Source organism: Streptomonospora sediminis, from assembly GCF_054778995.1.
In genome coordinates this window covers 116,125-142,773 of record NZ_BAAGYZ010000104.1, presented here as the reverse complement: position 1 = coordinate 142,773, position 26,649 = coordinate 116,125, and the positions used below count along the sequence as shown (strand labels likewise).

Genomic DNA, 26,649 nt, shown 5'->3' with positions numbered 1-26,649 from the left:
ACCGCTGTCCCACCGCACGCGCCGGGCACGCCGCGCGGCCATCTGCCGCGCCCCCGCCCGCCGCCGCGCGCGGCCGCCGCCTGGCCGCCGGCGCCTGCGCCGGATGGGCGGACCGAAGCGAAGAAGGCCCGACCAGCCATGTCCAGCAAAACCGTGTCCGGCAATCCGAACACCGGAATAGGTGTGCCGACGCGCCGGGGACCGCAGTCCCCGCCACCAGCACCCGCCCCGGCAGCGGACGCACATCCCGAGCCGCCCCCGCCCGCCCCTGGGGCCCGGACACCCGGGCGGGCACGGGAGGTGGACGACCACCGCATCACCGAGCTCGCCCGGGCCGCCCAAAGCGGCATCCCCGGTGCCGCGGACGACTTCGTGCGCGCGACCCGCACCGACGTCTGGCGGTTCCTCGCTCATCTGAGCGACCCGCAGACCGCCGACGACCTCACCCAGGAGACGTTCATGCGGGCGCTGCGCAGCCTGGCCGGATTCGCCGGCCGGTCCCCGGCACGGGTGTGGCTGCTGGCGATCGCCCGGCGCACCGCCGCCGACCACTTCCGCGCGGCCGCGGTGCGCCCGCGCGCCGCACGGTCCGACGGCGGCGCGGATGCGGCGGATGCGGCACCGGCGCACCGCCCCTCCTTCGAGGAGGAGTTGGCGCTGGACGACCTGCTGCACAGCCTGCCCGAGCCGCGCCGCACCGCGTTCGTGCTGACACAGGTGCACGGCTGCTCCTACGAAGCAGCTGCGCAGGCGACGGGTGTACCCATCGGCACGGTACGCTCCCGCGTCGCCCGCGCCCGCAGGGACCTCCTCGCCGCCCTGCACCGCGCCGAATCGGACACCCCGGCGCCCGCCGGGCCGCCCCGCCCGACCCTGCGGCCCCGCGCGGCCGCGGCCCGCTAGCCGGTAGACCGCCCCTGAGGTGGTGAGGTCGGTGGCGAGCATGCGGAAATGCCTGGCTGGGTTCTGATATTCGGGGCAATTCCGCATGCTCATCGGTGCGCCGGGTGGCTCGCCGCCTGCGGGCGGGGCCGTGGGCAGCCCGCCCCGGTCAGGACTCGAACAGGTCCTGGCCCAGGTAGCCGCCCCCGGTGGCGGCCGGGGGGACGGCGAAGACGGCGCTGCCTTCGTGGCGGGTGTACTCGTTGAGCGCGTCGCCGTTATCGGCGAGGTTCTGCTGGACCGGCACGAAACCGCGTGCCGGGTCGGCCTGCCAGGCCATGAACAGCAGGCCTGCGTCGCGGGTGCCGTCGGGGCGCCAGCCCTCGTCGTAGTTGTAGCCCCGCCGCAGCATGCGCGCGCCCAGGTTGTTCTGCGGGCCGGCGAGGCGGATGTGGGCGTGCTCGGGGATCAGCGGGCGGCCCCGGGAGTCCTTTGCGGAGAGGTCGACCTCGGCGCCGGCGCCGTGCTGCCCGAGCGGGGCGCCGGTGGGCAGGTCGCGGCCGATCACCCGCTCGCGGTGGCCCACGTCCTCGGCGAACCAGTCCTCCAGCAGCATCCGGATGCGGCGGACGACCACGTAACTGCCGCCCGCCATCCACGCCGGCCCGGCGCCGCCGCCCACCTGCACGGTCCGGTCGAGCAGCGAGCTGCCCTGCGCGGGGTTGTTCGTCCCGTCGATCTGGCCCATCAGGTTGCGCGGGGTGGCCGCCGGGTCCTCGGCGACCGCGGCCGTGCGCCGGAACCCGCGCACCGACCAGCGGATGCGGGTGCGCCCGCCCGCCTGGGCGAGCAGGTGCTGTACGGCCGAGGCGGCGACCACGGGGTCTTCGGCGCCGACCTGGAGCAGCAGGTCGCCGCCGCACCACTCCTCGCGCAACGCGTCGGTGCCGAACTCGGGCAGGTCGGCCAGCGCGTCGGGACGCGAGTCGCGCTGGCCGGTCGCCTCCAGCAGCGACGCGCCGATGCCTACCGTGATCCCCAGAGACGCGGGCAGCAGGCCGGCGGAGGCGGCCCCGGCCACGACCGCCGCGGGCCCCTCGCTGTGCAGCCGGTCGGCTGCTTCGGTCCAGGCGCGCAGCACCTCGGCCGCGCGCTCGCGGGCCCGTCCCGCCGAACCGCCCCCGCTGTCGGCGGTGCCGCCGCCGGCCGAGCCGGTCAGGTCGAGGGCGAGCACGTGTGCGAACGCGGGCACGGTGCCGGTGATGCCGGGCTGCAATCGGCCCGGCCCGCCGCCGGGCGAGCCGGCGGCGGCCATCCGCAGCCGCGGTGGCGGACCGGACTCGGCCGGTGCGCCACCGCGCCGCGCCAGCACCTCGCCGGCCGCCAGACCACTGCCCGCGCCGATGAGCGCCGCCGCGCCCACGCGTGTCAGCAGCCCGCGCCGCGACACACCGCCCGGTGCCTTTGCCACCGGGGCGGCCGGATCGGCCGGGCGGGCTCCATCGGCCCCATCCGCAGCGTTGGCCGGATCGGGCCGATCCGGCGGACCGGCCGATCCGGCGGGACCGGTGTCCTGCGGCGGTCTGGGTTCGCTCATCGCTTGCTGTGCTCCTGCTCTGCGGTGCCCCGCCACCTGGTCCGGGCCGGAGCGGTCTCCGGCCGGCCCGGCGGGCGGATCAGCGCTCCAGTACCGGGGCGTCGACCTCGACCTCGGTGCCGCTGCCGAACTCCAGAGTCAGCGCCACCGTGTCGCCGACGGCCGGTTTCTCGGAGATGTCCATGATCATGATGTGGTAGCCGCCGGGTTCCAGCGCGGCGCTGCCACCGGCCGGCACCGGGACCTCCTCGGCCTCCCGCATCGTCGACGCGCCGCTTTCGGTGGTCTCGGACTTGTGGATCTGCGCCGTCTCCGACGCCGTGGTCGCCACACCGACCAGGGCGTCGGGGGAGTCTGCGGTGTTGTCGATCGACAGGTAGGCGGCACCGACATCGGGGCCGGCCGGCTCGGGCACCCAGGCCCCGCTGACCTCGATGGCGCCGCTGGAGGCGCTGCCCTTTCCGGCGTCCCCGGCCGCGCCGCCCGTCTCGGCGGTGGACGCGGCGGGGGAGGGGGACGGCGCCCCGTCCCCCGGGCCGGAGACTTCGCAGCCGGCCAGGGCAAGGGCGGCGAGTCCGGCTCCGGCCAGGTTGAGCACGCGGTGCATGCGGTGCGGGATCGCGGTCATCGGTGCTGCTGGTCCGTTCGTGCGTGCCGCGGAAGAAGCCGAGGGGCGCCGGCCCGGGCCGGCTGAGGCGGGGGAGCCGGCACGGCCTGCAGCAGGCCGCGTGCGCAGCACCGGCCTCACAGCCACTGCTCCGCCAACTCCGGCAGCACCTTGCTCATCGCCTTGGGCGAGGTGCCCTCGTCGAAGAAGCCCACGGCCGCGCCGTCGCCGTTGAGTACCGCCACGCGCCCGCCGTGGGTGACGAGGTAGTCGCCATCGGTCTTCTCGGGAGCCTCGACCGGGATGCCGTAGTCCTCGGCCGCCTGGACGACCTCGTCGATGGGGCCGCGCACCCCGGTGAACTCCGGGCTGAACGAGTCGAGCCAGCCGCGCAGCTGCTCGTCGGTGTCGCGTTCGGGGTCGGTGCTGACCATCACGACGTCGAAGTCGTCGGCGCCGCCGCCGATCTGCTCCAGCGCGGCGTTGATGTCGGCCATGGTGGTGGGGCACACGTCCGGGCAACTGGTGTAGCCGAAGTAGAGCAGCGTCAACCGGTCTTCGGGGACCTCGCTGAAGGCCCAGTCCTCGCCCTGTGTGGTGGAGAACTCGTAGGACGGTGCCGGCATCGCGCTCGCGGACACCTCCATGAAGGGGCCCTGCCGCTGGTCGGCCGGTTGTTCCTGCCCGGTGCCGCCGCTGCAGCCAGCAAGCACGAGCGCGGCCGCAGCCGCCGCTCCCGCGAGCGCACTGCGGCGGCCCCCGATCTGCAGCTCACTCATTGTCGAGCGATTCTCCTCACTTGTGACCTGTGCTGACCCGGTGCCGACCCGGCGGCCCCGGCTTCTGCGGCCCGCGGTCCGCGGTGCGGACCGGGCCGGCGGCCGGTGCGCCGTGGCACCGGAGCGTCCCCCCACAGGTCGGATGTGGGGGCGGAACGGTTCCACACGATTTCCGGACGGCCTCCACGGAGCGCGGCCGGTCGCCGGATGCGCTGCGCAGCGCGGCAGGGGCGCGCGGCGGGATGCGCCCGCGCGGTCCGCATCCGACGCTACCTGCGGGCCGCGGCACCCGCGATCCGGGGTGGGCCCGCCGTCAGGCGGTGCCCTGCCGGGTCAGTTCCAGCAGCCGCGTTGTGGTGTTCCAGTTGCGGACCGTGACCGGTCCGGGCAGGTGGCGGCCCAGCAGGGGTGTCAGCTTCGCCCGGCCCAACCCGTCGGGGAAGTACAGGTAGAGCTCGCGTTCGCCCGGCACCAGTTCCTCGGGCGCGAACGAGGCGGGGTCGAGGGCGGCGAGGCGTTCGCGGTCCACCGGGGTGTTGAGGAAGGCGACGGCGCATTTGGCGGGGTCGCGTACTGCGAACGGAAGGTTGTCGACCACCCGCTGCAGGTCGGCGGCGCTGCGCACCATGGCGCTGACCGAAACCTGCAGTTCGGCTTCGAGCGCCTGTTCCAGGGCGGCGCTGATCTCTGCGGGGCCGGTCCCGGAGGCGGTGAAGGCGGCGTTGCCGCTCTGCAGCAGTGTGGCGGTGTCGGTATAGCCCAACCCCGCCAGCACTGCGCGCAGGTCGGCCATGCGGACCTTGTTGCGTCCGCCCACGTTGATCCCCCGCAGCAGGGCCGCATACCTGGCCACCGCACTCTCCTTTGCCGCCGCAGTGCACCGCCGGCGCCGGCCGCCGGTGCAACCGCAGGGTACCGAACCCAATCCCGGCGGGTTTCCGCCTGGGGTCGGCGGCCGGAGCCGGGCACAGAGTGAATCTACGTTGTAAAGACGCTCATTTTGCAGGCACACCATCGCAATGCCGACCGCCCCCGGCCCGCTGCTCCTCACGCCACCCGGTAGGGCTCCGCGTCGGCCTCGCGCAGCTCGACGCCGTGGCCCGGCCGGTCCGCGTCCAGCGGTAGTTCCCCCTGCTGCGGCGCATCGGTGCCGTCGAAGAGCCGGCGTTCGATGCGCACATGGTCGTGGAACCACTCGACATGCCGCAGCCGGGGTGTGGCCGCCGCTGCGTGGCGGTGCAGGTAGGGCGCGCAGTGGGCCGAGTTGTCCAGGCCATGGGCCGCCGCCACGGCGCAGGCCCGCAGGAACTCCAGTACCCCGCCGCAGCGGGTGATGTCGACCTGCAGGCAGTCCACCGCGCCGGCGGCGCACATCTGCTGGAAATAGGCGACCGTGCAGCCGTACTCCCCGGCCGTTACATCCATCGCCGCGGACTCGCGCACCTGCCGCAGCCCGCCCAGGTCGTCGGAGGAGACCGGTTCCTCCAGCCAGCCCACCCCGCACGCGTCGAACCCGCGGGCCATCCGAGCCGCCTGCTTGGCGGTGTAGGCGCCGTTGGCGTCGACGAACAGTTCCGCACCGTCCCCGACCACCTCGCGGGCCAGCCCGACACGCTCCAGGTCGCGCCGCTCGCGCGTGCCCCGCGACTCCCCGACCTTGATCTTGACCCGTGTGAACCCGTCCTCGTGCACCCAGCCGCCGAGCTGCCGGCGCAGGTCGCCGTCGGTGTAGGAGGTGAGCCCGCCGCTGCCGTACAGCGGCACACTGCTGCGCATCGCCCCCAGCAACCGGTACAGCGGCAGCCCCAGCACACGCGCCTTGAGGTCCCACAGCGCCGTCTCCACGGCCGAGACCGCATAGCCGACCGCGCCCGGCCGCCCGGCGTTGCGCACCGCGCGCACCATCGCCTCCAAAGCGGCGGGTACGTCCAGCACGGGACGGCCGGAGACGGTATCAGCGAGCTGGTCGCGCACGACCGCCGCGCAGGCCGGCGGCCCGTAGGTCCAGCCGATCCCCTCCTCGCCGCCGCCCGCCGCCCGCACGACGACGATCGTGGTGGCGTCCCAGGTGAGCGTGCCGTCGGCGGACGGCCGGTCGGTGGGCACCGTGTAGGCGGCGGCGCGCACGCCGGTGACCGCCGGATCGCTGGAAACCACCTGCTCACGCGCCTTGCCCGGGGTGCCCGCCGCCGGTTGCGAAGCTGCCGGAGCGGCCGGACTGCACGGCCTGCTCGCGGATCCGCGCGGTGTCGTAGGCCGGCGCCCGCCGCCGCTCGGTCATCCGCACCGCGCCCTGTTCGGGATGGCGGCCCGGCGCGCCGCCGCGCAGTGCCATGTCCAGCGCCTGGGCGAGGTGGACGGCTTCGCGGCCGGTGTCGGCGTGCTCGATCTGGGTCCGGCAACTGAACCCGTCGGCCAGCACCACCGCCCCGGGATCGGCGCCGCGCACCGCCGGCAGCAGCCCGTCCTCCGCGCAGGCCATCGACACGGCGTAGTGCCCATCCTCGAATCCGAAGTTCCCGGCCAGCCCGCAGCAGCCGGCGTCGAGCACCCGCGTGTCGGCGCCGGCGCGTTCCAGCAGCCGCGTGTCAGCGGAGAACCCCATGATGGCGTGCTGGTGGCAGTGCGGCTGGACCAGCGCGGCCCGTTCCAGGCGCGGCGGCTCCCAGTCGGGGGCGCGCCGGCCCAGCAGCTCGGCCAGGGTGAAGGTCTGCCTGCTGAGCCGCGCCACGTCCTCGTCGTGCGGGAACATCTCGGGGGCGTCCGCACGCAACACCGCCGTGCACGAAGGTTCGAGCCCGACCAGCGGCACCCCCGCCCGGATGTCGCCGCGCAGCGCCGCCACGGTCCGGGTGATGACCCGGCGCGCCGTGGCCAGTTGGCCGGTGCTGATCCAGGTCAGCCCGCAGCACAGCGTGCGCGACGGCATGCGGACCTCGAAACCGGCGCTTTCCAGCACCCGCACCGCCGCAGCTCCGACCTCCGGCTGGAAGTTGTCGGTGAAGGTATCGGGCCACAGGATCACCGCGCCGCGCGCACTGGTGCCCTCGCGCCCGGCCCGGCGCCGCCGCCTGCGGAACGCGTCGCGCAGCCGCACCGGCGCGAAGGCCGGGACGGGCCGGTCCGCGGCAATGCCGCCGGCGCGCTTGGCCGCACCGCTCAGCCCCGGCGCGGCGCTGAGCGCGTTGGCGGGGCCCGGAGCGACCGCGGCCAGCCGCGCCCACAGCGGCAGCCAGCCCATCGAGTAGTGGCCGCCCGGGCGCAGCCGCCCGGCGTAGTGGTGGGCCAGGAACTCCGCCTTGTAGGTGGCCATGTCCACGTTCACCGGGCAGTCGCTCTTGCACCCCTTGCACGCCAAGCACAGGTCCAGCGCGTCGTTGACCTCGGGGGAGCGCCACCCGTCGAGTACGTCGCCGCGCAGCATGTCGTTGAGCATCCGCGCCCGGCCGCGGGTGGAGTGGGCCTCCTCGCCGGTCACCCGGTAGCTGGGGCACATGACCCCGCCGCTGCCGTGGCGGCAGGCGCCCACCCCCACGCATCGCAGCGAAGCGCGCGCGAAGTCCCCGTCGTCGCCGGGGTAGCCGAAATGCGTCGCGGGATGGGCGGGGGCATAGGAGGTGCCCAGCCGCAGGTGCTCGTCGAGCCGGTCGGGTGCGCCGCCGCCGGGGCGCACGAGCTTGCCCGGGTTCATCCGGTCGCCGGGGTCGAAGATCCGCTTCATCTCGGCGAACGCCGGCATCAGCTCCGCGCCGAACATCTTCGGCCACAGCTCGGCGCGCGACTGGCCGTCGCCGTGCTCGCCGGAGAACGACCCGCCGTATGCGGCCACCAGGTCCGCGGCGCGTTCGGCGAACCCGCGGTAGGCGGCGATGCCGTCGGCCGTGGTCAGGTCGAACGGGATGCGGGTGTGCAGGCACCCGTGCCCGAAGTGCCCGTACAGCGAGGACCGCTCGGCCAGCCCGTACTCCCGCATCAGCGCGTGCAGGTCCCGCAGGTAGCCGCCGAGGTGCTCCGGCGGCACCGCGGAGTCTTCCCAGCCCGGCCACGCGTCGGCCATGGCGGGCACGCGCGCGGTGGCGCCCAGGCCGCCCTCGCGCAGGCTCCACATGCCGGCGTCGGCGGCGGGGTCGTCGTAGATCTGCACGCGCGGCGCCGCTGCGGTGTGCTGCACCGCCTCCTGGAACCCGGTGGCGCGCCGCAGCGACTCCGCATGGTCGCGCCCGCCGAACTGCACCATGAGCCAGCCGCCGCCCTCGGGCAGCAGCCCCAGGGCCTCGGCGTGCATGCGTTCGCGCCGTTCGAAGGCGATGAGCTTGTCATCGATGCCTTCGACCGCCATGGGGTCGAAGCCGTTGATGTGCGGGACCGCGTCGGCCGCGGCGAAGATGTCGTCGTAGGCGCACACCACCAGCGTGCGCGCGGGCGGTTCGGGGGAGAGGTGCACCTCGGCCCGCAGCACGGTGACCAGGGTGCCTTCGGAGCCGACCACGGCACGGGCCGGGTCGAACCCGTTCTCGGGCAGCAGCGCGTCGAGGCCGTAGCCCGAGACCCGCCGCGGGATGTCGGGGAAGCGGCGGCGGATCGACGGGCCGTAGCGCTCGGCGAGCTCGCGCAGCTCCCGGTAAATGCCGGCGCGCCGGCCGCCCTCGGCCTGGATGCGCGCGTACTCCGCGTCGGTGGTGGGACCGACCCACATCCGGCAGCCGTCGTAGGTGAGGATCTCCAACCGGCGGATGTTGGCCGAGGTTTTTCCGTAGGACTGGGCGGTGGAACCGCAGGAGTCGTTGCCGATCATGCCGCCGAGGGTGCAGCGGCCGTGGGTGGAGGGTTGCGGCCCGAAGATCACCCCGCCCTGGTCGCGGGTGCGCGCGTTGAGGTCGTCGAGGACGATGCCGGGTTCGACGGTGGCGGTGCCGGCGTCCAGGTCGACCTCCAGCAGCCTGTTGCAGTACTTGGACCAGTCGATGACGACCCCGGTGTTGCAGCACTGGCCCGCCAGGCTGGTGCCGCCGCCGCGGGACAGCAGGGGAGCGCCGTGCTCGCGGCAGACGGCCACGGCCTCCGCACCCGCCTCCACGGTGCGCGGAATCACCGCGCCGAGGGGGACGCGGCGGTAGTTGGAGGCGTCGGTGGCATAGAGCGAGCGCGTGCCGCCGTCGAAGCGCACCTCGCCGTCGACGCGGTTGGCCAGGTCCCTGCGCAGCGCTTCGGTATCGACCTCCGCAGCGCTTTGGCCGGCGGTTTCGGTGCGGTGCGCGGTCACCGGATCCCCTTTCCGCTGGGCCGCCGCAGTCGCCGGACCGCAGCCGCCGGACGTGTGCTGACCGGGAAGCGCGGGCGCGGTGCCGCACCGGCGCGCCGCAGGCCGCTGCGCGCCACCGCGCGTTCCCACGGCAGCGGCTGACCGCAGCCGCCTGCGGCAAACCCCGCATCGGCGGCTGCCGAGATCCGCACCAACCGGGCGGCTAACAGATCTACGCCATAAAGGTGGCGGTGTGCTGGTGTTCGACCACCACTGGTCCGCAGCCGCACCGATCAGCGATAGCAGGTGGCGCAGAGCCCGGCGAGAGCGCGGCGCTGCGCTCCGGCGAGCCGCCCCGCCGAGCGGCACTGTGCCTTGTCACACCCCGCCGCTAGTGTGAGGAATGTCCTTGCCACCAGCATGAACACCGATCCATAGACCGCCCAGGCGTCCAGCGGTGCGGCCCGCGCCGTGCCCGGCACCGGATAGGAAACATACGATGAGCGATCTCGCCGCCACTCCAGAGCAGCACCCTCCGGCGGACCCCGCGGCCGCCGACATCGAGGCCCGGCTCGAGGCCCACCGCGTCGAGCTCACCGGATACTGCTACCGGATGCTGGGCTCGGCCTTCGAAGCCGAGGACGCCGTCCAAGACGCCATGGTCCGCGCCTGGCGCGGCATCGACCGCTTCGAAGGGCGCTCTTCGCTGCGGTCGTGGCTGTACCGCATCGCCACCAACACCTGCCTGGACATCCTCAACGGCCGCTCGCGCCGCGCGCGCCCCATGGAGATGGGGCCGGCCCAGGGCACCGATGCCGTCTTAGGCCCCGCCTATGCCGACGAAACCTGGGTCGAACCGTTCCCCGACAGCCGGGCACTGCCGGCCGGCGGCGACCCCGCCGATCAGGTAGCCCTGCGCGACACCGTGCGGCTGGCGTTCGTCGCCGCTCTGCAGCACCTGGCGCCCCGCCAGCGGGCGGTGCTGATCCTGCGCGAGGTCCTGGCCTGGCACGCCCAAGAGGTCGCCGACCTGCTCGATACCAGCGTCGCCTCGGTCAACAGCGCGCTGCAGCGCGCCCGCGCCACCATGGCGGCGGTCAACGCCGGCCCCGCCGCCGACCCGGTCCGCCCCGACGACTCGGCCCAGCGCGCTTTGCTCGACCGCTACGTCGACGCCTTCGAGCACTACGACCTGGACCTGCTCGCGTCGCTGCTGCGCGAGGACGTCGCCATGTCCATGCCGCCCTACGCGCTGTGGCTGCAGGGCGCCGAGGCCATCGCGGCCTGGATGACCGGTCCAGGGCACGGCTGCCGCGGCTCGCGGCTCGTGCCGGTCGCCGCCAACGGCATGGCCGGGTTCGGCCAGTACCGCCCCGGCGGAGCCGACGGATCGTTCACGCCCTGGTCGCTGCAGGTCATCGAGATCTCCGGCGGCCGGATCGCCGGTATCACCAACTTCCTCGACACCGAGCGGCTGTTCCCGCTGTTCGGCCTGCCCGACCGGTTGGCTCCGCGCTCCGCCTGAGCCCCGGGCACCGCCGTTCGCTCGCTCCGCGGGTGGGCGCCCGCGGCACGCCGATGCCGGCAGGGGTTCCGTCGGCGTGCGCAGTGCCCTGATGCCCGCCGAGGCCGGCCGATATTCGCCGGGTGCCCGCTCACGCGGGATCCGGACACCCGGCCACGCGCTGCTCGGTGTCACCGCGCCGACCCTGAGTGACATAGGACACTAACCCAACACCCGTCCCCCGTGTTAGTATGAAGGCTACGGGTTGCAGTCTTGATTTCGCTTTGATCCCTAGTGATCGCCCGCGGAGTTTTTGACCAAGCGGGCGTTTTTCATTCCTGAGAAAGTTCGCGGCACACCCACAGACACCGCAGAGTGCGGGTCTGGCACCGATCTCGGGTATGGAGGGATCAGCCATGGCGCAGGGAACCGTGAAGTGGTTCAACAGCGAAAAGGGCTTCGGCTTCATCCAGCAGGATGCAGGCGGCCCGGACGTGTTCGTCCACTACAGCAACATTGCGGGCACCGGATTCCGCAACCTTGAAGAGGACCAGCGCGTCGAGTTCGACGTTACGCAGGGTCCCAAGGGTCCGCAGGCCGAGAACGTCCAGGGCGTCTAACCCCTAGATTTTATCGAGCTTACGCAAGCGGGGCCGTCCGATCTGATCGGGCGGCCCCGCTCGTTGTATGCCCCTGCCGGGCCCGATGACGCGCGCGGCGCACAGTCGGAAAAAGCCGGTTCTTGGTTAGCATGCCCGGTATGACCTCAAGTCCTGAGCTGCGCACCGAACGGCTGACCATCCGCGACTGGACCACCGACGACGCCGAGGCCGCCCTGCAGATCTACGGTGCCGACGAGGTCGCCCATTGGCTCACCCCTGATATGCGGGCCGTCAACGACACCGAGGCGATGCGCTCGGTGCTGCACGCCTGGGTCGAGGCCCAACCCAACTTCCTGCCGCCCGCCGGACGCTGGGCGATCGTGCGCACCGGCGACGGCGAGCTCATCGGCGGGTTGTCGCTGCGCCTGCTGCCGCCGTTCGAGGAGGACTTCGAACTGAGCTGGCAGCTGCGCCCCGACGCCTGGGGCAACGGCTACGCCACCGAGGCCGGGCGCGCCATCATCGCCTGGGCCTTCGAACAGGGCATCGAGGAGCTGTTCGCGGTCGCCCGCCCAAAGAACACCCGCGCCATCGCCACCGCCCGCAGGCTCGGCATGGAGTGGGTCGGCGAGACCGAGAAGTACTACGACAACCGGCTGCAGGTCTTCCGGATCCGCCCCTCCGACATCGGCCCCCGGGCCCGCTGACGGCCGCACCGGCGCCGCCGCCCCGCCCCGCTTCCCGAGGAGACCAGTGCACGCCACCCCCGAACGCGACCTCGACCGCATGGTCGCCGGCCTCAAGCCGCAACTGCGGCCCGGCACCTACGTGTTCGCCCGGGCCGCCGAACCGCCCGCCGGAGTGCGCCCGGTGGCCACCGTCGCCGAGGACGAAGGGCTCACCGTCGTCTGCACCCGCGAGGAAGCCGACTCCGCCGGGCTCGACCACGACTTCGCCGCCGCCTGGATCACCTTGCGGGTGCATTCGGCGCTGGACGCGGTGGGGCTGACCGCCGCGGTCTCGGCGGTGCTGGCCCGCGCCGGGATCCCGTGCAACATCATCGCCGGGTTCCACCACGACCACCTGTTCGTGCCCGCTGAGCAGGGCGGCCGCGCCGCCGCCATCCTGCGCGGGTTCGCCGCCGGCCCGCCCGATCCGGCTACCGCCGCCCCCAGTGAACAGCGCGAGTCCTCGTAGCGGTAATAAGCCCACCGGAGCACGGCGGAGTCCGACCGGAGCCCCGGCGGTCCCGACCCCCGAACGGGCGGCACGCGAACCGCACCGGGCTCACCGTGTGCGGTCCGTTCGGCCTGCGGTGGACGGCGGGCCGGACAGCCGGGCGAACAGCGGCGCAAGCAGGCCCGCCAAGTCGTGGTCGTCGGCCGGCTCGTCAAGCGGCTCGCCATCCGACGGCTCCGCCGGCGGAGGGGGATCGGTGATGGCGATCGCCGGCCGGGTGCCGCCGGCCGGCGGCAGCGGCGGCAGCGCGGGGGCGCGCCAGAAACCGGCGGCGCCGTGCGGCGGATCGGGTTCGGGCCCGCCCGGCGGGTCGGGTTCGGCCAGCGCCGCCGCGCCGTCCTCGGCGGTGGCCGGCGGGCGGGCGTGGCGGCGCAGATCCGCGAGCAGGTCGCCGCGCGGCCGCCCCAGCCACTCCACCAGCAGGAACGGGTCGGCGCCCAGCGCCTCGCCCAGCTTGCACAGCGCCGCCGCGGCGTGTTTGCAGGGGTTGCCCCAGTCGGGGCAGGAACAGCTCAGCACCAGATCGCCCAGGCCGCGGGGCAGCAGCCGCAACCCCAGCGTGTCGAACACCCGCTCCAACTCGGGCGGGAAGTCGCCGGCCAGCAGCGCCGCCCGGAAGAGCGGCTGGCCGGCCAGTGCCCGGGCGACCGTGTCCCACTGGTCGCCGCTGAGCACCGGCACGATGATGCTGACCCGGTAGGGGGACCCCCGCGAGCCCTGGACCCGCATGGCCGCTTCGCCGGCGCGCACCTTCAACCCCGACACCGCGCCCTGGGCGGCCAAGGACCGGCCGCGCTGCATCCGCGCCGCGTCGCCGCCGCGGTGCAGCAGCTCGGTGAACCGGCGCGCCCACCACGGCGGTCCGCCCGCCGGATGCGCACCGCGCGGCGGCGGCCCGGTCACGGTGCCACCGCCTCAGGAGCCAACCGGACCACCTCGCGCAACTGCTCGGTCGACAGCTCGCCCAGCCACTCCTCGCCGGCGCCCACCGCGCTGGCGGCCAGCCGCCGCTTGCGTTCGATCATGGCGTCGACGCGCTCCTCCAGAGTTCCCACGCAGACCAGTTTGCGGACCTGGACGTCGCGTCGCTGGCCGATGCGGAACGCCCGGTCGGTTGCCTGGTCCTCCACGGCCGGGTTCCACCACCGGTCAATGTGCAGCACGTGGTTGGCCGCGGTGAGGTTCAGGCCGGTACCGGCGGCTTTCAGCGACAGCAGGAAAACCATGGGCTCGGCGCTGGTCTGGAACCGGTGCATCAGCTCCTCGCGCCGGTCGCGCGCAGTGCCGCCGTGCAGCCACAGCACCTCGCGGCCCAACCGCTGCGCAAGGTAGGGGGCCAGGCGTTCGCCCAGCGCCGTGTACTGGGTGAAGCACAGCGCCTTGTCGCCGGAGGAGAGCGCGTGCTCCAGCAGGCCCTGGAGCCGGTCGAGTTTGCCGGAACGCCCCGCAAGCTCGGACCCGTCGCCGAGGAACTGCGCGGGATGGTTGCAGATCTGCTTGAGCCGGGCCATGGCCGCCAGCACGACGCCCTTGCGGCGGATGCCCTCGGTGTCGTCGAGGCGCTCGGTCATGTCGTCGACGGCGGCCTGGTAAAGGCTGGCCTGCTCGGGGGTGAGTGTGCACCAGGCGCGGGTCTCGTGCTTGTCGGGAAGGTCGGAGATGATGGTGCGGTCGGTTTTGAGGCGGCGCAGGATGAACGGGCCGGTGATGCGGCGCAGCTGGGCCGCGCTGTCGCCGTCGTCGCCGCCGGTGCCGCCGGGCCCGCCGGTGCCGGCGGGCCCGGCATTGGCCGCCGCCCGCTCCACCCGCGCGCCGATCCCGGCGCTGAAGGACTCCTGGGAGCCGAGCAGGCCGGGGTTGGCGAACTCCATCACCGACCAAAGTTCGCTCAGGTTGTTCTCGACCGGCGTTCCGGTCAGGGCGATCCGGGTGTGTGCGGGCAGCCGGCGCACCGCACGGGCCTGGCGGGTGCCGGCGTTCTTCAGCGCCTGGGCCTCGTCGCACACCACCCGGTGCCAGGGCATTTCGGCGAGCTCGTCGGCGTCGCGCAGCACGACCCCGTAGGTGGTCACCACCAGGTCGGCCGCGCCTGCGGCCCGCGCCAGCGCGTTGCCGCGCAGGCGTGCGGGGCCGTGGTGGACGTGCACCGCCAGTCCCGGGGCGAACCCGGCGGCCTCGCGCTGCCAGTTGCCCACCAGCGACACCGGGCACACAAGCAGCGTGGGGCCGGGGTGCTCGGCGGCGCCGGCCCGGCGTTCGTCGGCCAGCACCGCCAGCAGTTGCACGGTCTTGCCCAGCCCCATGTCGTCGGCCAGCACCGCGCCCAGCCCCAGCCGCCCGAGGAAGCGCAGCCAGGCGGCGCCGCGGCTCTGGTAGGGGCGCAGTTTCCCGGTGAACCCTTCGGGGGCCTCCAGCGGGGCCATGTGCTCCTGGGTGCGGCCGCCGAGCAGTTGGCCCAGTGCACCGTCGGCGTCGACCCCGGTGACCGGTAGCGGGGTGGTGCTGCCGGGCGCCACGATCATGCGCAGCGCTTCGTCGCGGCGCATGCTGCCGCTGCCGCGACGGCGCAGGTAGGCCAGCGCGGTGCGCAGGTGAGTGGGGTCGACCTCGATCCAGCGCCCGCGCAGCCGGACCAGCGGCTGTTTGAGGCGGGCGAGTTCGGCGAGCTCGGCCAGGTCGACGGTTTCGCCGTCGCAGACCGCCGCGAGCGAGAAGTCGACGAGGTCCTCGGGGCCGATCCCGCCTCCTGCGCCAGGGCGCTCGCGGGTGGTCAGCTGCAGCTCCAGCGACCGGCGGCCCGACCACTGCGGCAGGACGACGGCGAACCCGGCCGCGCTCAGTTTCGGGGCGATGTCGCGGATGAAGGAGAAGGCCTGGCCGGTGGTCAAGGTCAGTGCCGCCGGTGCGAGCTCGTTCAGCACGCCGCGCAGCGCGGGGTAGTGGCGCGCCGCCCGGGAGAGGTCGGCGAGCATGGCCGACTCGACACCGGCCGGCAGCCGTTCGGCGCCCTCGCCCAGCCACAGCGCCGACAGCGCGACCTGGAGGCTGGGGTCGCCGCCCGACTGCACCCAGAACTCCACCCGCCACTGCTCGCCGCGGCCGGCCGCGGCGGTGGGGGAGGGGCCGTCCTGGTCTCCGGATGCGGGCTCGGGTTCGGGTTCGGCCAGGCGGAACACCAGCCGGGCGCCGCCGGCGTCGCGCTGGGTGTCGCGGTGCCAGGCGCGCAGCCGTGCGGCCAGTCGGCGGTCGGCTGGCCCGATCGCGCCGGCCGGCGCGGACTCGCCGGGCCGCCCGGGGCGGTCAAGCTCCGTGCGGTCGGTGCCGGCCGGGACCAGGCGGGCATCGGCGCCGGCGAGGGCCGCGGTGAGCCGGTGCCCGCCGCCCACCGGACCCGTTTCCGCCAGCCTGGCGCGGGCACGGGAGTCGAGGAGCTCGCCCAACGCGGTGTAGACCAAGGTGCGCGGGGGGTGCGGATCGCCGGGTGCTGCGGCGGCCGGCGGCAGGGCCGCGGCCAGTGCGGCGAAATGATCGGTGCCGGCGGGGTCGAGAACCGGCCGCCAGCGCGCCTGCGGCGGGTCGCCGATGAGCCGCGGCAGCAGGTGGCCGGCATCGAGCAGGTGGGCGGCGAAGGCGTCGACGGCGGCCAGGTGCGCCAGGCCCGGGCCAATGCCGATTCCGCGGGCGGCCGGGCCGCCGGGGTGGTGGTCGCCGCTTCGGCACCGCAGCGCCGCGAGCAGCGGGGGCGCGTGCGCGGCGGGTACCGCCAGGCAGGGGACACGCCAGGTGCCCCAGGCGGGGGAGGCGTCCGGGGCCGCGGCGGGGTTGGCCGCAGCAGGCTGATCGGGCTGCTGACCGAGCGCGGGCGAGGCCGGCGGGCCGGTGCCGGTGGTGGGCAGCCGCAGCTCCGCTGTTGCGGCACCGCGGGCCTCGCCCGCACCTGCCGCAGCAGGCTCTGCGGCTGCTGCGGCGCAGCCCAGCTCGGCGAGCGCGGCGCGCAGGCGGGCGTGCGGAGCGGCAAAGGGGTGGTCCGGCACTTGGCCGGGGCCGGGTGCGTACGCGGCGGGGGAGGGGAGGGGGCCCTCTTCGGCCCACAGCACGGCCGCCGCGGCACGCTGCGGGGCGGCTGCGCGCCACCAGCCGTGCAGGACGAGCAACGCCGCCCTCCTTTCCGCCTGCCGCCGGTTCCACCACCGCAGACGTTACCGCCGGGCACCGACAGGTCCCGATGCGCCCGGCTGCGCACCGGGACCTGCACAGGCCGGACTCAGCGCCTGCGCCCGGGGCCCGCTGCTGCATTGAGGCGGGCGTGCAGCGCGAGCCACTGGTCGGGGGCGACGTGGGCGACCAGTGCCGTATGCCCGATCGCGGCGGCGGCCAGCGCCGCGTCGACGCGGCGGGCGGGATGGTGGCGCCGCAGTGAGGCTCGCAGGCTGCCGCCGGCCCCGGTGAACCCCGCCTCGACCAGTTCCCGGTAGGCGCCCAGTTCGGTGTCGGGCACCAGCGGCTCGGGCCGCCGCACCAACCGCAGGATCGCCGAGTCGACGCGGGGAACCGGGTCGAAGAGGTTCCGCGGCACGCGCCCGGCCAATTGCCAGTCGAAATGCGGCCAGCTCAGTACGGTCAACTTGCTCCACCGCCCGAATCCGCCGGTGCGCTTGCGGGCGTACTCCAGTTGGGTGAGGAGCGTCGCCGCGGTGAGCCGGGGCGCTTGCAGGCACCACGCGACGATCCCGGCGGTGGCCGAGAACGGGATGTTGCCGACCACGTGGAAGGGCCGCGGCGGCGGGTGTGCGTCGCGGAAGTCGGCCTGGACGACGCGCACCGCCGGATCCACGCGGCTGCCGAGCCGGGCGGCCAGGCGCGCGTCGATCTCGTAGGCGGTGAGCGCGCCGCAGGCCGGCGCGAGGAACCGGGTGAGCATGCCGTCTCCGGCGCCGACCTCGACCACCTCGTCGCCGGGGCCGATGCGTGCGATGCGTACTACGCGGCGGGCGGTGGCGGTATCGGTGAGGAAGTTCTGCGAGTAGGCGCGGCGCGGGTTGTGCCGGCGCTGGGAAGTGCGGTCCGGGGTGCGGCCTGCGGAGCCGCTACCGCGCGGTGCTCCGGAGTTGCGGGCCATGGGCGGTCCGATCCAGCCGGCGCTGTTGGCCGGCGGACGTGGACGGGCAGCATGGCCTGGCCGCGCTGCCGCACGGCGCAGGGCGGCGTGCGGCAGCGCGGCGGCGGTGGAACGGTTCGGGTTCCGGGCTGCCCGTCCGGCGAAATGAGGACAGGACGGGCCCCGGACCGGGGAGGCATACGCGAGCGCGCCGGCGCGGCCGGCGCGGCGTGCAGTGCGTGCTGCCGCCGCGGAATCGGCCGGTGGTCAGCCGAGCGTGCGTGGCGACCGGTCCGGGACTGCGGACCGGTGGCGGGGACGGCGCGTGAGAAGCACCGCGGACCACCGGAACGCGCTCCGGTGGTCGAAAATCGCGTGGCAGCTGCTCATAGTGCCGACAACGCTATACACGGGCGCTGCGGCCGCACAACCGATTATTTGGCCATTAATAATCTACGTCGTAAAGGTGCTGGCAACCGGATTAATCACACGTTCCCAACAAAAACCAACATTCCGCGCACCCGAACGTTATGGTTTACCCGACCGGGAAACCCCGCCGGGGCCATCGCCGTGCGGCCCCGCCTTCCTGCCCTGACGCGCGGCCGGACCATTGACGAGGGCCCATGACAGTCACCCCCCACCTGCGCCCCACCCTGGCCTTGGCTGCCGCGGCCGCGGCAGCACTGCTTAGCGGCTGCGGCACCGCCCCAGCCGAGCAGAGCCCGCCCGCGGCCGACACCGATCCGCTGACCCCGAGCGAGTCGTCCTCGCCCTCTCCGTCCGCTACATCCGCGACCGCGCCGTTGCCCGAGGCCGCCGATGGCGCGGACCTCACCGCCTGCGCCGATGCCGACTGCGAGGTCGTGGTCGAAGAGGGCGACGAGTTCGCCATGGACGGCTCATACGGTGTCGAACAGTTCACCGTGGAGTCGGTCGGCGCCGACGGGTTGAGCATGGCCGGCGAAGGCCCCGGCACGATGGTCTCCGGCCATGTCCCCGCGCCGCCCCCGGGCGGCAACGACCACCCGCAGTTCGTCATGAACGGATTCTCCATCACCGTGGTGGCCCTGGAGGGCTCCACCGCCGTGATGCGCCTGGGCACCTGAGCCTCAGGCGTATGCGGCCGGGTGGCCGCCCGGCCGGTCCGTGCACCGGCCGTTGCCGGCCGGACTACCGCGGCGCCGCCCGCCGCTCGGGTGCGTCTTCGAGCCTGCCGCGGTCCCAGTCCCCGTTGACCGCGGCGGCCTCGTATCCGCCCTGCAGGAACTCCAGCAGGGCCGCGTCGGGGTCGGGTGCCCGGCGCACGTCGGCATAGGGCAGCAGGAACTCGCCGAGCGCGGTGTCGTAGTAGGCGCCCTGCGGGCCCACCGGGTGCTCGGAAAACCCGGCGGGCTCGGGGTAGGCATAGCAGTAGAACGTGCCCTCGGCGGAGCCGCCGGGCCAGAATCCGCAGCTGGACAGTTCGTCGGAGTACGCCTCGACCATGACCCAGTCGGCGCAGTTGGGCGCGCCGCCCGGATGGGGCGGGGCCGCGCGGCCGGAGAACCGGGTGACCGCGATGTCCATGGCGCCCCAGAAGAAGTGGACCGGGCTGGTCTTGCCGATGAAGCGGCTGCGGAAACGGCTCAGGACGCGGTGGGCGGCCACGAGTTGGCCCCAGAACAGGTGGGCGTGTTCGGGTTCGTAGGCCGCGGGCGCGGTGTCCTCGGGGAAGGGTACGGACCGCTCCACCTCGACGGGGCGCGCCATGATCGGCGCGTCGACTCCGATGTCGGCCAGCGCGCCGACCGTCTCGGCGTAGAACGCGGCGACGGGTTTGGACTCCAGGGCGACCTCGCTGCTGCGGCCGTCGCTTGCGCGCAGGTGCAGCCGGTGGTCGCAGAAGTCGAACTCGGCGTCGAACACGCCGTTGCCGCAGGGCACCGCCGAGGTGGTCAGGCCTCGCGCGCAGACGTAGAGCGGCACCTGCCACCAGTGGTTGACCATGGGGGAGTGGGCCAGGCGGACCTTGCCGACGATCTGGGTCCACATGTGCAGGGTGTCGCGGGTCCGGGTCCATTCGTCGACCGCCAGCGCCGGCCAGGCGGGCGCTGCAGCGGTGTGGCGGGTCTGGGTCATGCGGGCTCCTGCGGAGTCGGCCTGCGGATGGCGGCGGCCACTGCACCGGGCGTTCGGGTTGCGCGGCGGCTCTCACCTGCATCCCGACTACCCAGGAGATGTGCTGTGCTACCTCGGGTATTGCCTGCCGCCCGCCCTGAGTGCTGCACCTGGCTCTAAAATCTACAACGTAAAGGCGTTCGTTGCTTGAAAAACAAACCCATGACAAAAAACCTGACAAAAAATAGGAGCGGCTACGCCGCCCCTCCTCCTACAAGAGGTGTGCAACCGCTCTGGTGCCACGCTGAGCCGCTACCGCGGTGCCGGCCGGGCCCGCAAAGACCACCGGGCTCAGCGGCGGATCAGCGCCTCAGGACTGCGCCTCGGTGACGGCCTTGTCCAGCATCTGGTTGGTGGCGTCGACGGCCGCCATGAGGGTGGCGGGTTCGGAGTCGAGCCCGGCGAGGACCTCGTCGACGTGGCGCAGGCCCGCGGTGTCGAGCAGGCGCTTCTCGTTGGTCACCCAGGTGGCGCGGGCGGCCAGCACGGCGTGGGCGGCCTGGGTGGCGGCGGTCGCGATGGCGCCGGCGGTGCCGGTGAGGTGGCCGCGTTCGGCGTAGGAGTTGCGGCCGTAGACCAGCTCGAACTTGGCCTGGTTCCACCAGCGTTCGGGGGCCTGGCGGCGCAGCTCGTCGGGGAATTCGGGCCGGGGGAGTTCGCCGTGCAGGACCTCGGTGAGGGCGAGTTCGGCGACCACGAGGTAGGTGGGGATGCCGGCGCGGTGGAACGGGAGCATCTCGACGTCGAACCGCCCCTTGCGGGCCTCGGCTATGCGGTACTCGACGTCGTCGAGGTCGCGGTAGTGGACGTCGACGTGGCGGCCGTCGGCCTCGACCCAGGCGCCGCCGTTGAACACGCCGCCTCCCCAGCCGCCGATTTCGGAGACCTCGCCCGGCCAGCCGATGGCGCGCAGGTCCTCGGGGTCGAAGCGGTTGCGGTAGTAGATGGCGAAGTCCCAGTCGCTGTCGGTGGCGTTGGTGCCGGTGGCACGGGACCCGCCGAGGGCGACCGCGCGGACGCCGTTGAGCTGGGCGAGGGTCTGGGAGACGTGGTCGCAGAATTCGGTGTCGTCACTGATCCGCATGGGGAAACCGTATCCCAGGGTGTTTGTGGCCGTATGCTGGCGGAGTGCTAGAGGAGATTGCGGCGACGCGGTATGTGCTGCCGCTGCGTGAGGGCGGTTCGCTTCCGGGGCTGGTCGAGGCGGACGACTGCGGTATGTACGTGGTCAAGTTCGTGGGGGCGGGGCAGGGGCGCAAGTCGCTGATCGCCGAGGTGATCGCGGGCGAGTTGGCGCGGGCCCTGGGGTTGCCGGTTCCGGTGTTGGCGCTGGTGCAGGTCGATGCGGTGATCGGTCGCAGCGAACCCGACCCCGAGGTGCAGGAGTTGCTGAAGGCCAGCGGCGGGTTGAATCTGGGGATCGATTTTCTGCCGGGGGCGCTGGGGTTCGATCCGCTGGTGTTCGAGGTCGATGCGGGGTTTGCCGGGCGTGTTCTGTGGTTCGACGCGTTGATCGGCAATGTCGACCGGACGTGGCGCAATCCGAACATGCTGGTGTGGCATGGGCGCCCGTATCTGATCGACCATGGCGCGTCGTTGATCTTCCATCACAATTGGCGCGGTGCGGATCGGGCGGCGGTGCGCGCCTACGATGCGGATGATCATGTGATGGCGCCGGTGGAGCCGGATCTGGCCGCGGCGGATGCGGAGTTGGCGCCGCTGGTGACCGATGGACTGCTGCGTGAGGTTGTGGGTTTGGTTCCGGACGATTGGCTGGTGGACGAGCCGGGGTTTTCGTCTGCCGGCGAGGTGCGTGATGCCTATGTGGCGCATTTGCTGGCGCGGGTGGCCGAGCGGGTGTGGCTGCCGGGGGTGCGGCGGTGAGCGCCGCGGTGCCGGGTGGGCAGGTGCAGGAGCGCGAGGTGTTCGAGTATGCGCTGGTGCGGGTTGTGCCGCGGTTGGAGCGCGGTGAGCAGATCAATGCCGGGGTGTTGGTGTACTGCCGTGCGCAGGGGTTTCTGGGTGCGCGGTGTGTGTTGGACGAGGCGCGGTTGCGTGCGTTGGATCCGGATGTGGATGTGGCCGGTGTCGGTCGGGCGCTGGAGGCCGTGGAGTTGGTGTGCCGGGGCGGTGCGGGTGCGGGGCCGGCGCGCGATGAGGATGCGGGGCGGCGGTTCCGGTGGTTGACGGCGCCGCGGAGCACGATCGTGCAGCCGGGTGCGATTCATACGGGGCTGACCCGGGATCCGGCGGGTGAGTTGGAGCGGTTGGCGGGCCGGTTGGTGTGTTGACCGCTGGTTGTGCGCCGGGTGTGGCGGGCGGGTCGGGGTTCGGTCCGGTCAGGCTGGGTTGAGTGCGGCGAGGTGGCGCCGGCCGGCGGGCAGGATGTCGGTGGCGACGACGGCGGCGGCGAAGGCGGTGGCCCAGGCGGAGAGGGGGGCGCCAGGGTGGGGTGGGTGCGGGTGGTTGGGTTGGCGGCTGAGATGCTGGTTGTGTTCTTCTTTGTGGGCTTTTGTTGGTATAGGGGTTTCACCGTATGGTTAGTTAGGCTAACTAAGCAACTGGGCATGGGTAACGTCACGTTTGCCGCGATCGGGATGGCGCGGGGTGAGCGGGGCGTTGGCGGTTACGGGGTGGTTTCGGTGCCGCGGTAGGTGCACCGGTGCCGCCTCATTCATGGGGTCGTTGGTTGATGTGGAGGGTTGATTCGTGTCGCAAAGCCGCTTATCGGGCAAGGCCGCGGCGTTGCAGTCGTCGGGTCAGCAGCAGGAGCGCATGCCGCGGCGCGCGTTTGCGCTGCTGGTAATGGTGTTGGGGACGCTCACGGCGATGGGTCCGCTGGCGACGGATTTGTATTTGCCGGCGTTTCCCGACATCGCTGCGGATCTGAATGCGCCGCAGGCGCAGATCCAGTTGACGCTGACGGCGATCATGCTGGGGTTGTCGCTGGGGCAGTTGGTGATCGGGCCGATGAGTGACGCGCTGGGGCGGCGGGGGCCGCTGCTGGTGGGTTTCGCGGTGTTCACGGTGGTGTCGTTGGCGTGTGCGCTGGTGCCGTCGGCTCCGGTGTTGGTGGCGTTGCGGTTTGTGCAGGGGATCGCGGGTGCTTCGGGGGCGGTGATCGCCCGGGCGGTGGTGCGCGACTCGTTCGAGGGCGACGATGCGGCGCGGTTTTTCTCGCGGTTGATGCTGGTGACCGGTTTGGCGCCGTTGCTGGGGCCGGTGCTGGGGGCCCAGTTGCTGCGGTTCTGGCCCTGGCAGATGACGTTCGTGCTGCTGGGCGGGTTGTCGCTGGTGAGCCTGGTGGTGGTGTACTTCGGGTTGCCGGAGAGCCTGCCGGCGTCGCAGCGGCGGCCGTTTCGGGTCAAGACGCTGGTGTCGACGGTGTTGGGGCTGGTGCGTGATGTGCGGTTCGTCGGTCCGACTCTGACGCTGGGGTTGGCGTTCGGGATGATGTTCACGTATGTGTCGTCGTTCTCGTTTGTTTCGCAGAGCCAGTTCGGTGCTTCGGAGCAGACGTTCGCGCTGATGTTCGCGATCAACACCGTGGGGTTGATGGCCGGTACGCAGGTGAACGGGTTCTTGATCGGCCGGATCGAGACTCCGCGGCGGTTGGCGGCGGGGTTGCTCGGTGCGTTGTGCGCGGTGGGTGTGCTCGGTGTGCTGGCGGCGGTGGGGGTGTCGGGGCCGTATGCGCTGGTGGCGCTGACCTCGGTGTTCTTTGTGATGATGTTCAGCGTGGGGTTTGTGATGCCCAATGCCACCACGTTGGCGATTTCGTCGCAGCCCTCGGCGGTGGCCGGGACGGCGTCGGCGCTGATGGGGTCGTTGCAGTTCGCCTTGGGCGGCGGGTTGTCGTCGTTGGCGGGTTGGACGGCTTCGGGCGAGGCGAGTCTGGTGAGTATGGCGGTGGTGATGGGTTCGGTCGGTGCGGTGGCTGCCGCGGTGTTCGTGGGGACGGCGCGGTGGACGGCGCGTACGGCCGTGTGAGTCTGTCGGCGGTTTGGCTGTGCGGCCCCGGTGCGTTGCGCGCCGGGGCCGGTTGCGTTTTCGGTGTTTGTGGGGCTGCGTTGAGGGAACGCGTCGCGGGGCGCGGGCGTCTTGATGGTGTCGGTGTTTTTTCCGTGTGTTGTGAAAGGGGCATGTAATGGCGTTCGAGCGGTTGCTGGCGGGGCTGGGCTTCGGCGGTGCGCGTGTGGATACCGTGCTGGCGTCGGAGCCGGTGGTTCCGGGGGGTGCGGTGACCGGCGAGGTGCGCCTGCAGGGTGGTTCGGTGACTCAGCACATTGAGGAGGTGAGCCTGGGGTTGCGTGCGCGGGCTGCGGAGTCGCGCGGCGAGGTGGAGCACGAGGTCGAGCTGGAGTTCGCTCGGGCGTGTGTTGCCGAGGGTGTGGATCTGGGGGCTGGTGTGCAGGAGGTGGTGCCGTTCGAGCTGGCGGTGCCGTGGGAGGCGCCGTTTACGCGGGTGGCGGGGCGTGATGTGTGGGGGATGAGTGTGGGGGTGAATACGCGGGTGCATGTGGCCGGCGGGGTGGATCCGGGGGATTTCGATCCGGTGTCGGTGCAGGCGCTGGATGTGCAGGAGGCGGTTGCCGGGGCGCTGGCGGAGTTGGGGTGTGCGTTGGAGCGTGTGGGGATCCAGCGGGGGCGGGTGCCTGATTGCGGTCAGGGGTTGCCGTTTTATCAGGAGTTCGTGTGCGGGGTGGGGGATCGTTACGAGGGGTTGGAGCAGTTGGGGGTGGTGTTTGTGGCCGGTGAGCGTTCGTGCTCGGTGGCGTTGGATGTTGGGCGGCGGGGGTTGTTGGGCGAGGCGCGTTCGCAGTTGGTGCGGTTGGATGTGGCTCACGACGAGGTGGGGGTGCGGGACTTGGTGGGGGAGTTGGACGGCCGGATTGCGGCGGTGGCCGGTGGGGAGGGCGAAGGTTAACTCATCGGTAGGCACGATGGGTGGGATTTGCGGGTTGCCGGGAGGTGAGATTTGCGTGCACAGTAGGGCGCATTCGCGTGAGTTGTGCACAGTGGTGCTGTCGCCAGTGGGGCGTCGGCGGTAAGGAGATGTCGCAGATGGCGGAGTCGTTGGGTGCGGGCGGGCGGGCGCGGCTTCGCGGGTTGGGCGATGTGCCTTACCAGTGGGGCGATGGCGGTGCGCGTGATGAGGTGCTGGTCGGGTTGGGTGCTGATGGCGTGTCGTGGGAGCCGTTGGCGTCGCGGGACTTTTCGGCGCAGATCGCGGCGGTGGCCAAGGGGCTGATCGGGACCGGTATCGGGGCGGGCGACCGGGTTGTGGTTGTTTCGCGCGGTGGGGTGGATTGTGCGTTGCTGGTGTTGGCGGCGTGGGTGGTGCGGGCTGTGGCGGTGGTGGTGTGGCCGGGGGTTTCGGCCGAGCGGTTGGAGTATGTGCTGCGTGATTGCCGTCCGGCGGCGGTGGTGCTGGAGGATGGGCGGCATGCGTCGACGGTGAGCGGGTTGGGTCGGGAGTTGGCGGATGTGGCGCGGGTGTGGCGGTTGGATGAGGAGGGGTTGGAGGATGTTGCGCGGCCGGGGGCCTATATGGATTCCACGGCGGTGCGGTTCCGGCGTGAGGAGCAGGCGCGCGAGGATGTTGCGGCGATTGTGTATCCGGTGAGCACGGTGGTGCGGACCCGCGGTGTGGTGTTGACGCACGGCAATGTGCTGGCTGCGGCCGAGGCGTTGGTGGAGCGGTTGGGTGCGGGGTTGGGTGGCCGCCGCGATCGGGGCGGGCGCGAGGGTGCTGCGGTTGGGCGGGTGTTGATTGAGCTGGGGTTGTGGGATGCCGGGGGGTTGGCGGCGTTGGTGGCGTGTGCGTTGGCGGGGGCGCCGGCGGGGTTTGTTTCGCGGGGGCCGCAGGTGCGGCGTGCGGTGCGGGCGTTTGAGCCGCGGGTGCTGGTGTGCCGGTCGTGGTTGGTGGAGCAGATATATGCGGCGGAGCGGGCGGCGGTGCCGCGCAATGGTTGGGACAACGTCGACACGTTCAGCGTGGCTGAGGAGTTGGCGGTGGAGTACGACAAGGCGGCGCGCAAGGGGGCGTGGCGCCGGATGTCGCGGGCGATGTACGAGTGGGTGTTCGGGCGGGTGCGTGAGTCGTTGGGTGGGCAGGTGCGGTTGGTGGTGTGTGCCGGCGGGGGGTTGGCGGAGCGGTTGGATCGGTTCTTCAACGGTGCGGGTGTGCCGTTGGTGCAGGTGTGGGGGACTCCGGAGTCCGGTGGTGCGGTCGCGGCGGGGTCGTTGGAGGCGCGGCGGGCGGCGACGGTGGGTCGGGCGCTGCCGGGGGTGTCGGTGCAGGTGTCGGGTGATGGCGAGGTGTTTGTGCGGGGGCCGGGTGTGTTTGCGGGCTACTGGGGTGATGATCGGGCGGTTGAGGGTGCGTTGTGGGAGGGGTGGTTGGCCACGGGTGTTGCCGGTGGTGTGGATGAGTCGGGGTTTGTGCAGGTGGGGCGGCGGTTGCGGGTGCAGGCGAGCCGGGCGCGGGATCGGGTGCGGCCGGGTGGTGCTGTGGCGCCGGTGGTGGTGGACCATGTGGCGGTGTGGGAGCAGCGGGTGTGCGGGCATCCGCTGGTGGCGCAGGCGATGGTGGTCGGGCGGGGGCGGCCTTATGCCAGTGCGCTGGTGACCTTGGCGGGTGATCAGGTGGAGTATTGGCGGTTGGTGAATAACCGGCCGTTGTCGATGTCGTTGCCGGAGTTGGCGGCTGATCCGGACTTGGGGGCGGAGGTCCGTTCGGCGGTGGTTGCGGCTAATCAGGCGGTGCCGGCCGAGTGGGCGGTGCGGGCGTTTCACGTGTTGGCTGAGGAGTTCACGGTGGCCGGTGGGCTGGTGCTGGCCGATGGGAGTTTGCGCCGTGATGCGGTGTTGCGGGCGTTTGCCGATGAGATCGAGGGGTTGTACCGCAGCCGCGAGGCGCCGCGGGGGCAGTGATCGGGG

At 72.6% G+C, this 26,649-nt stretch carries 22 protein-coding genes; 11 read left to right on the top strand and 11 right to left on the bottom strand.

The genetic code is table 11. The annotated features are described in order from the left end of the window. The first annotated feature begins 300 nt into the window (after positions 1–300). Positions 301–903, top strand: coding sequence for a sigma-70 family RNA polymerase sigma factor (locus ACYVD5_RS20980; RefSeq protein WP_461002809.1), 603 nt, complete (start codon positions 301–303; stop codon positions 901–903). A 148-nt stretch (positions 904–1,051) separates the two neighbouring features. On the opposite strand, the gene ACYVD5_RS20975 is transcribed toward ACYVD5_RS20980, so the two are convergent. The 6 genes from ACYVD5_RS20975 to ACYVD5_RS20950 form a co-directional block, all read right to left on the bottom strand. Further along, the gene (locus tag ACYVD5_RS20975; RefSeq protein ID WP_461002808.1) at positions 1,052–2,479 is read right to left on the bottom strand and encodes a Dyp-type peroxidase; all 1,428 of its coding nucleotides are present in this window, start codon (positions 2,477–2,479) and stop codon (positions 1,052–1,054) included. A 79-nt stretch (positions 2,480–2,558) separates the two neighbouring features. Beyond that, positions 2,559–3,107: a copper chaperone PCu(A)C gene (locus ACYVD5_RS20970; RefSeq protein WP_461002807.1), complete on the bottom strand. Its 549-nt coding sequence runs from the start codon at positions 3,105–3,107 to the stop codon at positions 2,559–2,561. Positions 3,108–3,223: 116 nt separating this feature from the next. Beyond that, positions 3,224–3,865 carry an SCO family protein gene (locus ACYVD5_RS20965; protein ID WP_461002806.1) on the bottom strand — a complete coding sequence of 214 codons (642 nt, stop codon included), beginning with the start codon at positions 3,863–3,865 and terminating at the stop codon, positions 3,224–3,226. A 313-nt stretch (positions 3,866–4,178) separates the two neighbouring features. Beyond that, positions 4,179–4,718: a DUF1697 domain-containing protein gene (locus ACYVD5_RS20960; RefSeq protein ID WP_461002805.1), complete on the bottom strand. Its 540-nt coding sequence runs from the start codon at positions 4,716–4,718 to the stop codon at positions 4,179–4,181. Between the two features lie 194 nt (positions 4,719–4,912). Continuing rightward, on the bottom strand, positions 4,913–6,022 hold the full coding sequence (locus ACYVD5_RS20955) for an enolase C-terminal domain-like protein (RefSeq protein WP_461002804.1): 1,110 nt from the start codon (positions 6,020–6,022) through the stop codon (positions 4,913–4,915). Positions 6,023–6,026: 4 nt separating this feature from the next. Beyond that, on the bottom strand, positions 6,027–9,128 hold the full coding sequence (locus ACYVD5_RS20950; RefSeq protein WP_461002803.1) for an FAD-binding and (Fe-S)-binding domain-containing protein: 3,102 nt from the start codon (positions 9,126–9,128) through the stop codon (positions 6,027–6,029). Between the two features lie 478 nt (positions 9,129–9,606). Between ACYVD5_RS20950 and ACYVD5_RS20945 the strand changes: the two genes are divergently transcribed. From ACYVD5_RS20945 to ACYVD5_RS20930, 4 genes are all read left to right on the top strand, one after another. Then, the gene (locus tag ACYVD5_RS20945) at positions 9,607–10,632 is read left to right on the top strand and encodes a sigma-70 family RNA polymerase sigma factor (RefSeq protein WP_461002802.1); all 1,026 of its coding nucleotides are present in this window, start codon (positions 9,607–9,609) and stop codon (positions 10,630–10,632) included. Between the two features lie 395 nt (positions 10,633–11,027). After that, positions 11,028–11,231, top strand: coding sequence for a cold-shock protein (locus ACYVD5_RS20940; RefSeq protein WP_461002815.1), 204 nt, complete (start codon positions 11,028–11,030; stop codon positions 11,229–11,231). 140 nt (positions 11,232–11,371) lie between these two features. Continuing rightward, a complete protein-coding gene (locus tag ACYVD5_RS20935) occupies positions 11,372–11,920 on the top strand; it encodes a GNAT family N-acetyltransferase (protein ID WP_461002801.1) in 549 nt (182 codons plus the stop codon). 46 nt (positions 11,921–11,966) lie between these two features. Further along, on the top strand, positions 11,967–12,410 hold the full coding sequence (locus tag ACYVD5_RS20930; protein WP_461002800.1) for an ACT domain-containing protein: 444 nt from the start codon (positions 11,967–11,969) through the stop codon (positions 12,408–12,410). A gap of 90 nt (positions 12,411–12,500) precedes the next feature. On the opposite strand, the gene ACYVD5_RS20925 is transcribed toward ACYVD5_RS20930, so the two are convergent. The 3 genes from ACYVD5_RS20925 to erm form a co-directional block, all read right to left on the bottom strand. Then, positions 12,501–13,355: an SWIM zinc finger family protein gene (locus ACYVD5_RS20925; protein WP_461002799.1), complete on the bottom strand. Its 855-nt coding sequence runs from the start codon at positions 13,353–13,355 to the stop codon at positions 12,501–12,503. Then, positions 13,352–16,606 carry an SNF2-related protein gene (locus ACYVD5_RS20920; RefSeq protein ID WP_461002798.1) on the bottom strand — a complete coding sequence of 1,085 codons (3,255 nt, stop codon included), beginning with the start codon at positions 16,604–16,606 and terminating at the stop codon, positions 13,352–13,354. The genes ACYVD5_RS20925 and ACYVD5_RS20920 overlap by 4 nt, the downstream gene beginning before the upstream one ends. A gap of 110 nt (positions 16,607–16,716) precedes the next feature. Continuing rightward, a complete protein-coding gene (gene erm / locus ACYVD5_RS20915; protein ID WP_461002797.1) occupies positions 16,717–17,571 on the bottom strand; it encodes an ErmE/ErmH/ErmO/ErmR family 23S rRNA (adenine(2058)-N(6))-methyltransferase in 855 nt (284 codons plus the stop codon). 602 nt (positions 17,572–18,173) lie between these two features. Between erm and ACYVD5_RS20910 the strand changes: the two genes are divergently transcribed. Beyond that, entirely contained in the window at positions 18,174–18,656 is a 483-nt protein-coding gene (locus ACYVD5_RS20910) for a hypothetical protein (RefSeq protein WP_461002796.1), read from the top strand. A gap of 64 nt (positions 18,657–18,720) precedes the next feature. Here the strand turns inward: ACYVD5_RS20910 and ACYVD5_RS20905 are convergent, their stop codons facing one another. Both ACYVD5_RS20905 and ACYVD5_RS20900 read right to left on the bottom strand, forming a co-directional pair. Beyond that, positions 18,721–19,668: a DUF5996 family protein gene (locus tag ACYVD5_RS20905; RefSeq protein WP_461002795.1), complete on the bottom strand. Its 948-nt coding sequence runs from the start codon at positions 19,666–19,668 to the stop codon at positions 18,721–18,723. 349 nt (positions 19,669–20,017) lie between these two features. Then, the gene (locus tag ACYVD5_RS20900; RefSeq protein WP_461002794.1) at positions 20,018–20,791 is read right to left on the bottom strand and encodes a nucleotidyltransferase domain-containing protein; all 774 of its coding nucleotides are present in this window, start codon (positions 20,789–20,791) and stop codon (positions 20,018–20,020) included. A 110-nt stretch (positions 20,792–20,901) separates the two neighbouring features. On the opposite strand from ACYVD5_RS20900, the gene ACYVD5_RS20895 reads away from it, so the two are divergent. From ACYVD5_RS20895 to ACYVD5_RS20875, 5 genes are all read left to right on the top strand, one after another. Continuing rightward, positions 20,902–21,591, top strand: coding sequence for a HipA family kinase (locus tag ACYVD5_RS20895; RefSeq protein WP_461002814.1), 690 nt, complete (start codon positions 20,902–20,904; stop codon positions 21,589–21,591). Then, entirely contained in the window at positions 21,588–21,998 is a 411-nt protein-coding gene (locus tag ACYVD5_RS20890; RefSeq protein ID WP_461002793.1) for a DUF3037 domain-containing protein, read from the top strand. Before ACYVD5_RS20895 ends, ACYVD5_RS20890 begins: the two co-directional genes overlap by 4 nt. A 484-nt stretch (positions 21,999–22,482) precedes the next feature. Then, positions 22,483–23,697, top strand: coding sequence for a multidrug effflux MFS transporter (locus tag ACYVD5_RS20885; protein ID WP_461002813.1), 1,215 nt, complete (start codon positions 22,483–22,485; stop codon positions 23,695–23,697). Between the two features lie 157 nt (positions 23,698–23,854). Continuing rightward, positions 23,855–24,634, top strand: a complete 780-nt coding sequence (locus ACYVD5_RS20880) for a sporulation protein (protein ID WP_461002792.1) — start codon at positions 23,855–23,857, stop codon at positions 24,632–24,634. Between the two features lie 137 nt (positions 24,635–24,771). Further along, the gene (locus ACYVD5_RS20875; RefSeq protein ID WP_461002791.1) at positions 24,772–26,643 is read left to right on the top strand and encodes an AMP-binding protein; all 1,872 of its coding nucleotides are present in this window, start codon (positions 24,772–24,774) and stop codon (positions 26,641–26,643) included. The last annotated feature ends 6 nt before the right edge of the window (positions 26,644–26,649 follow it).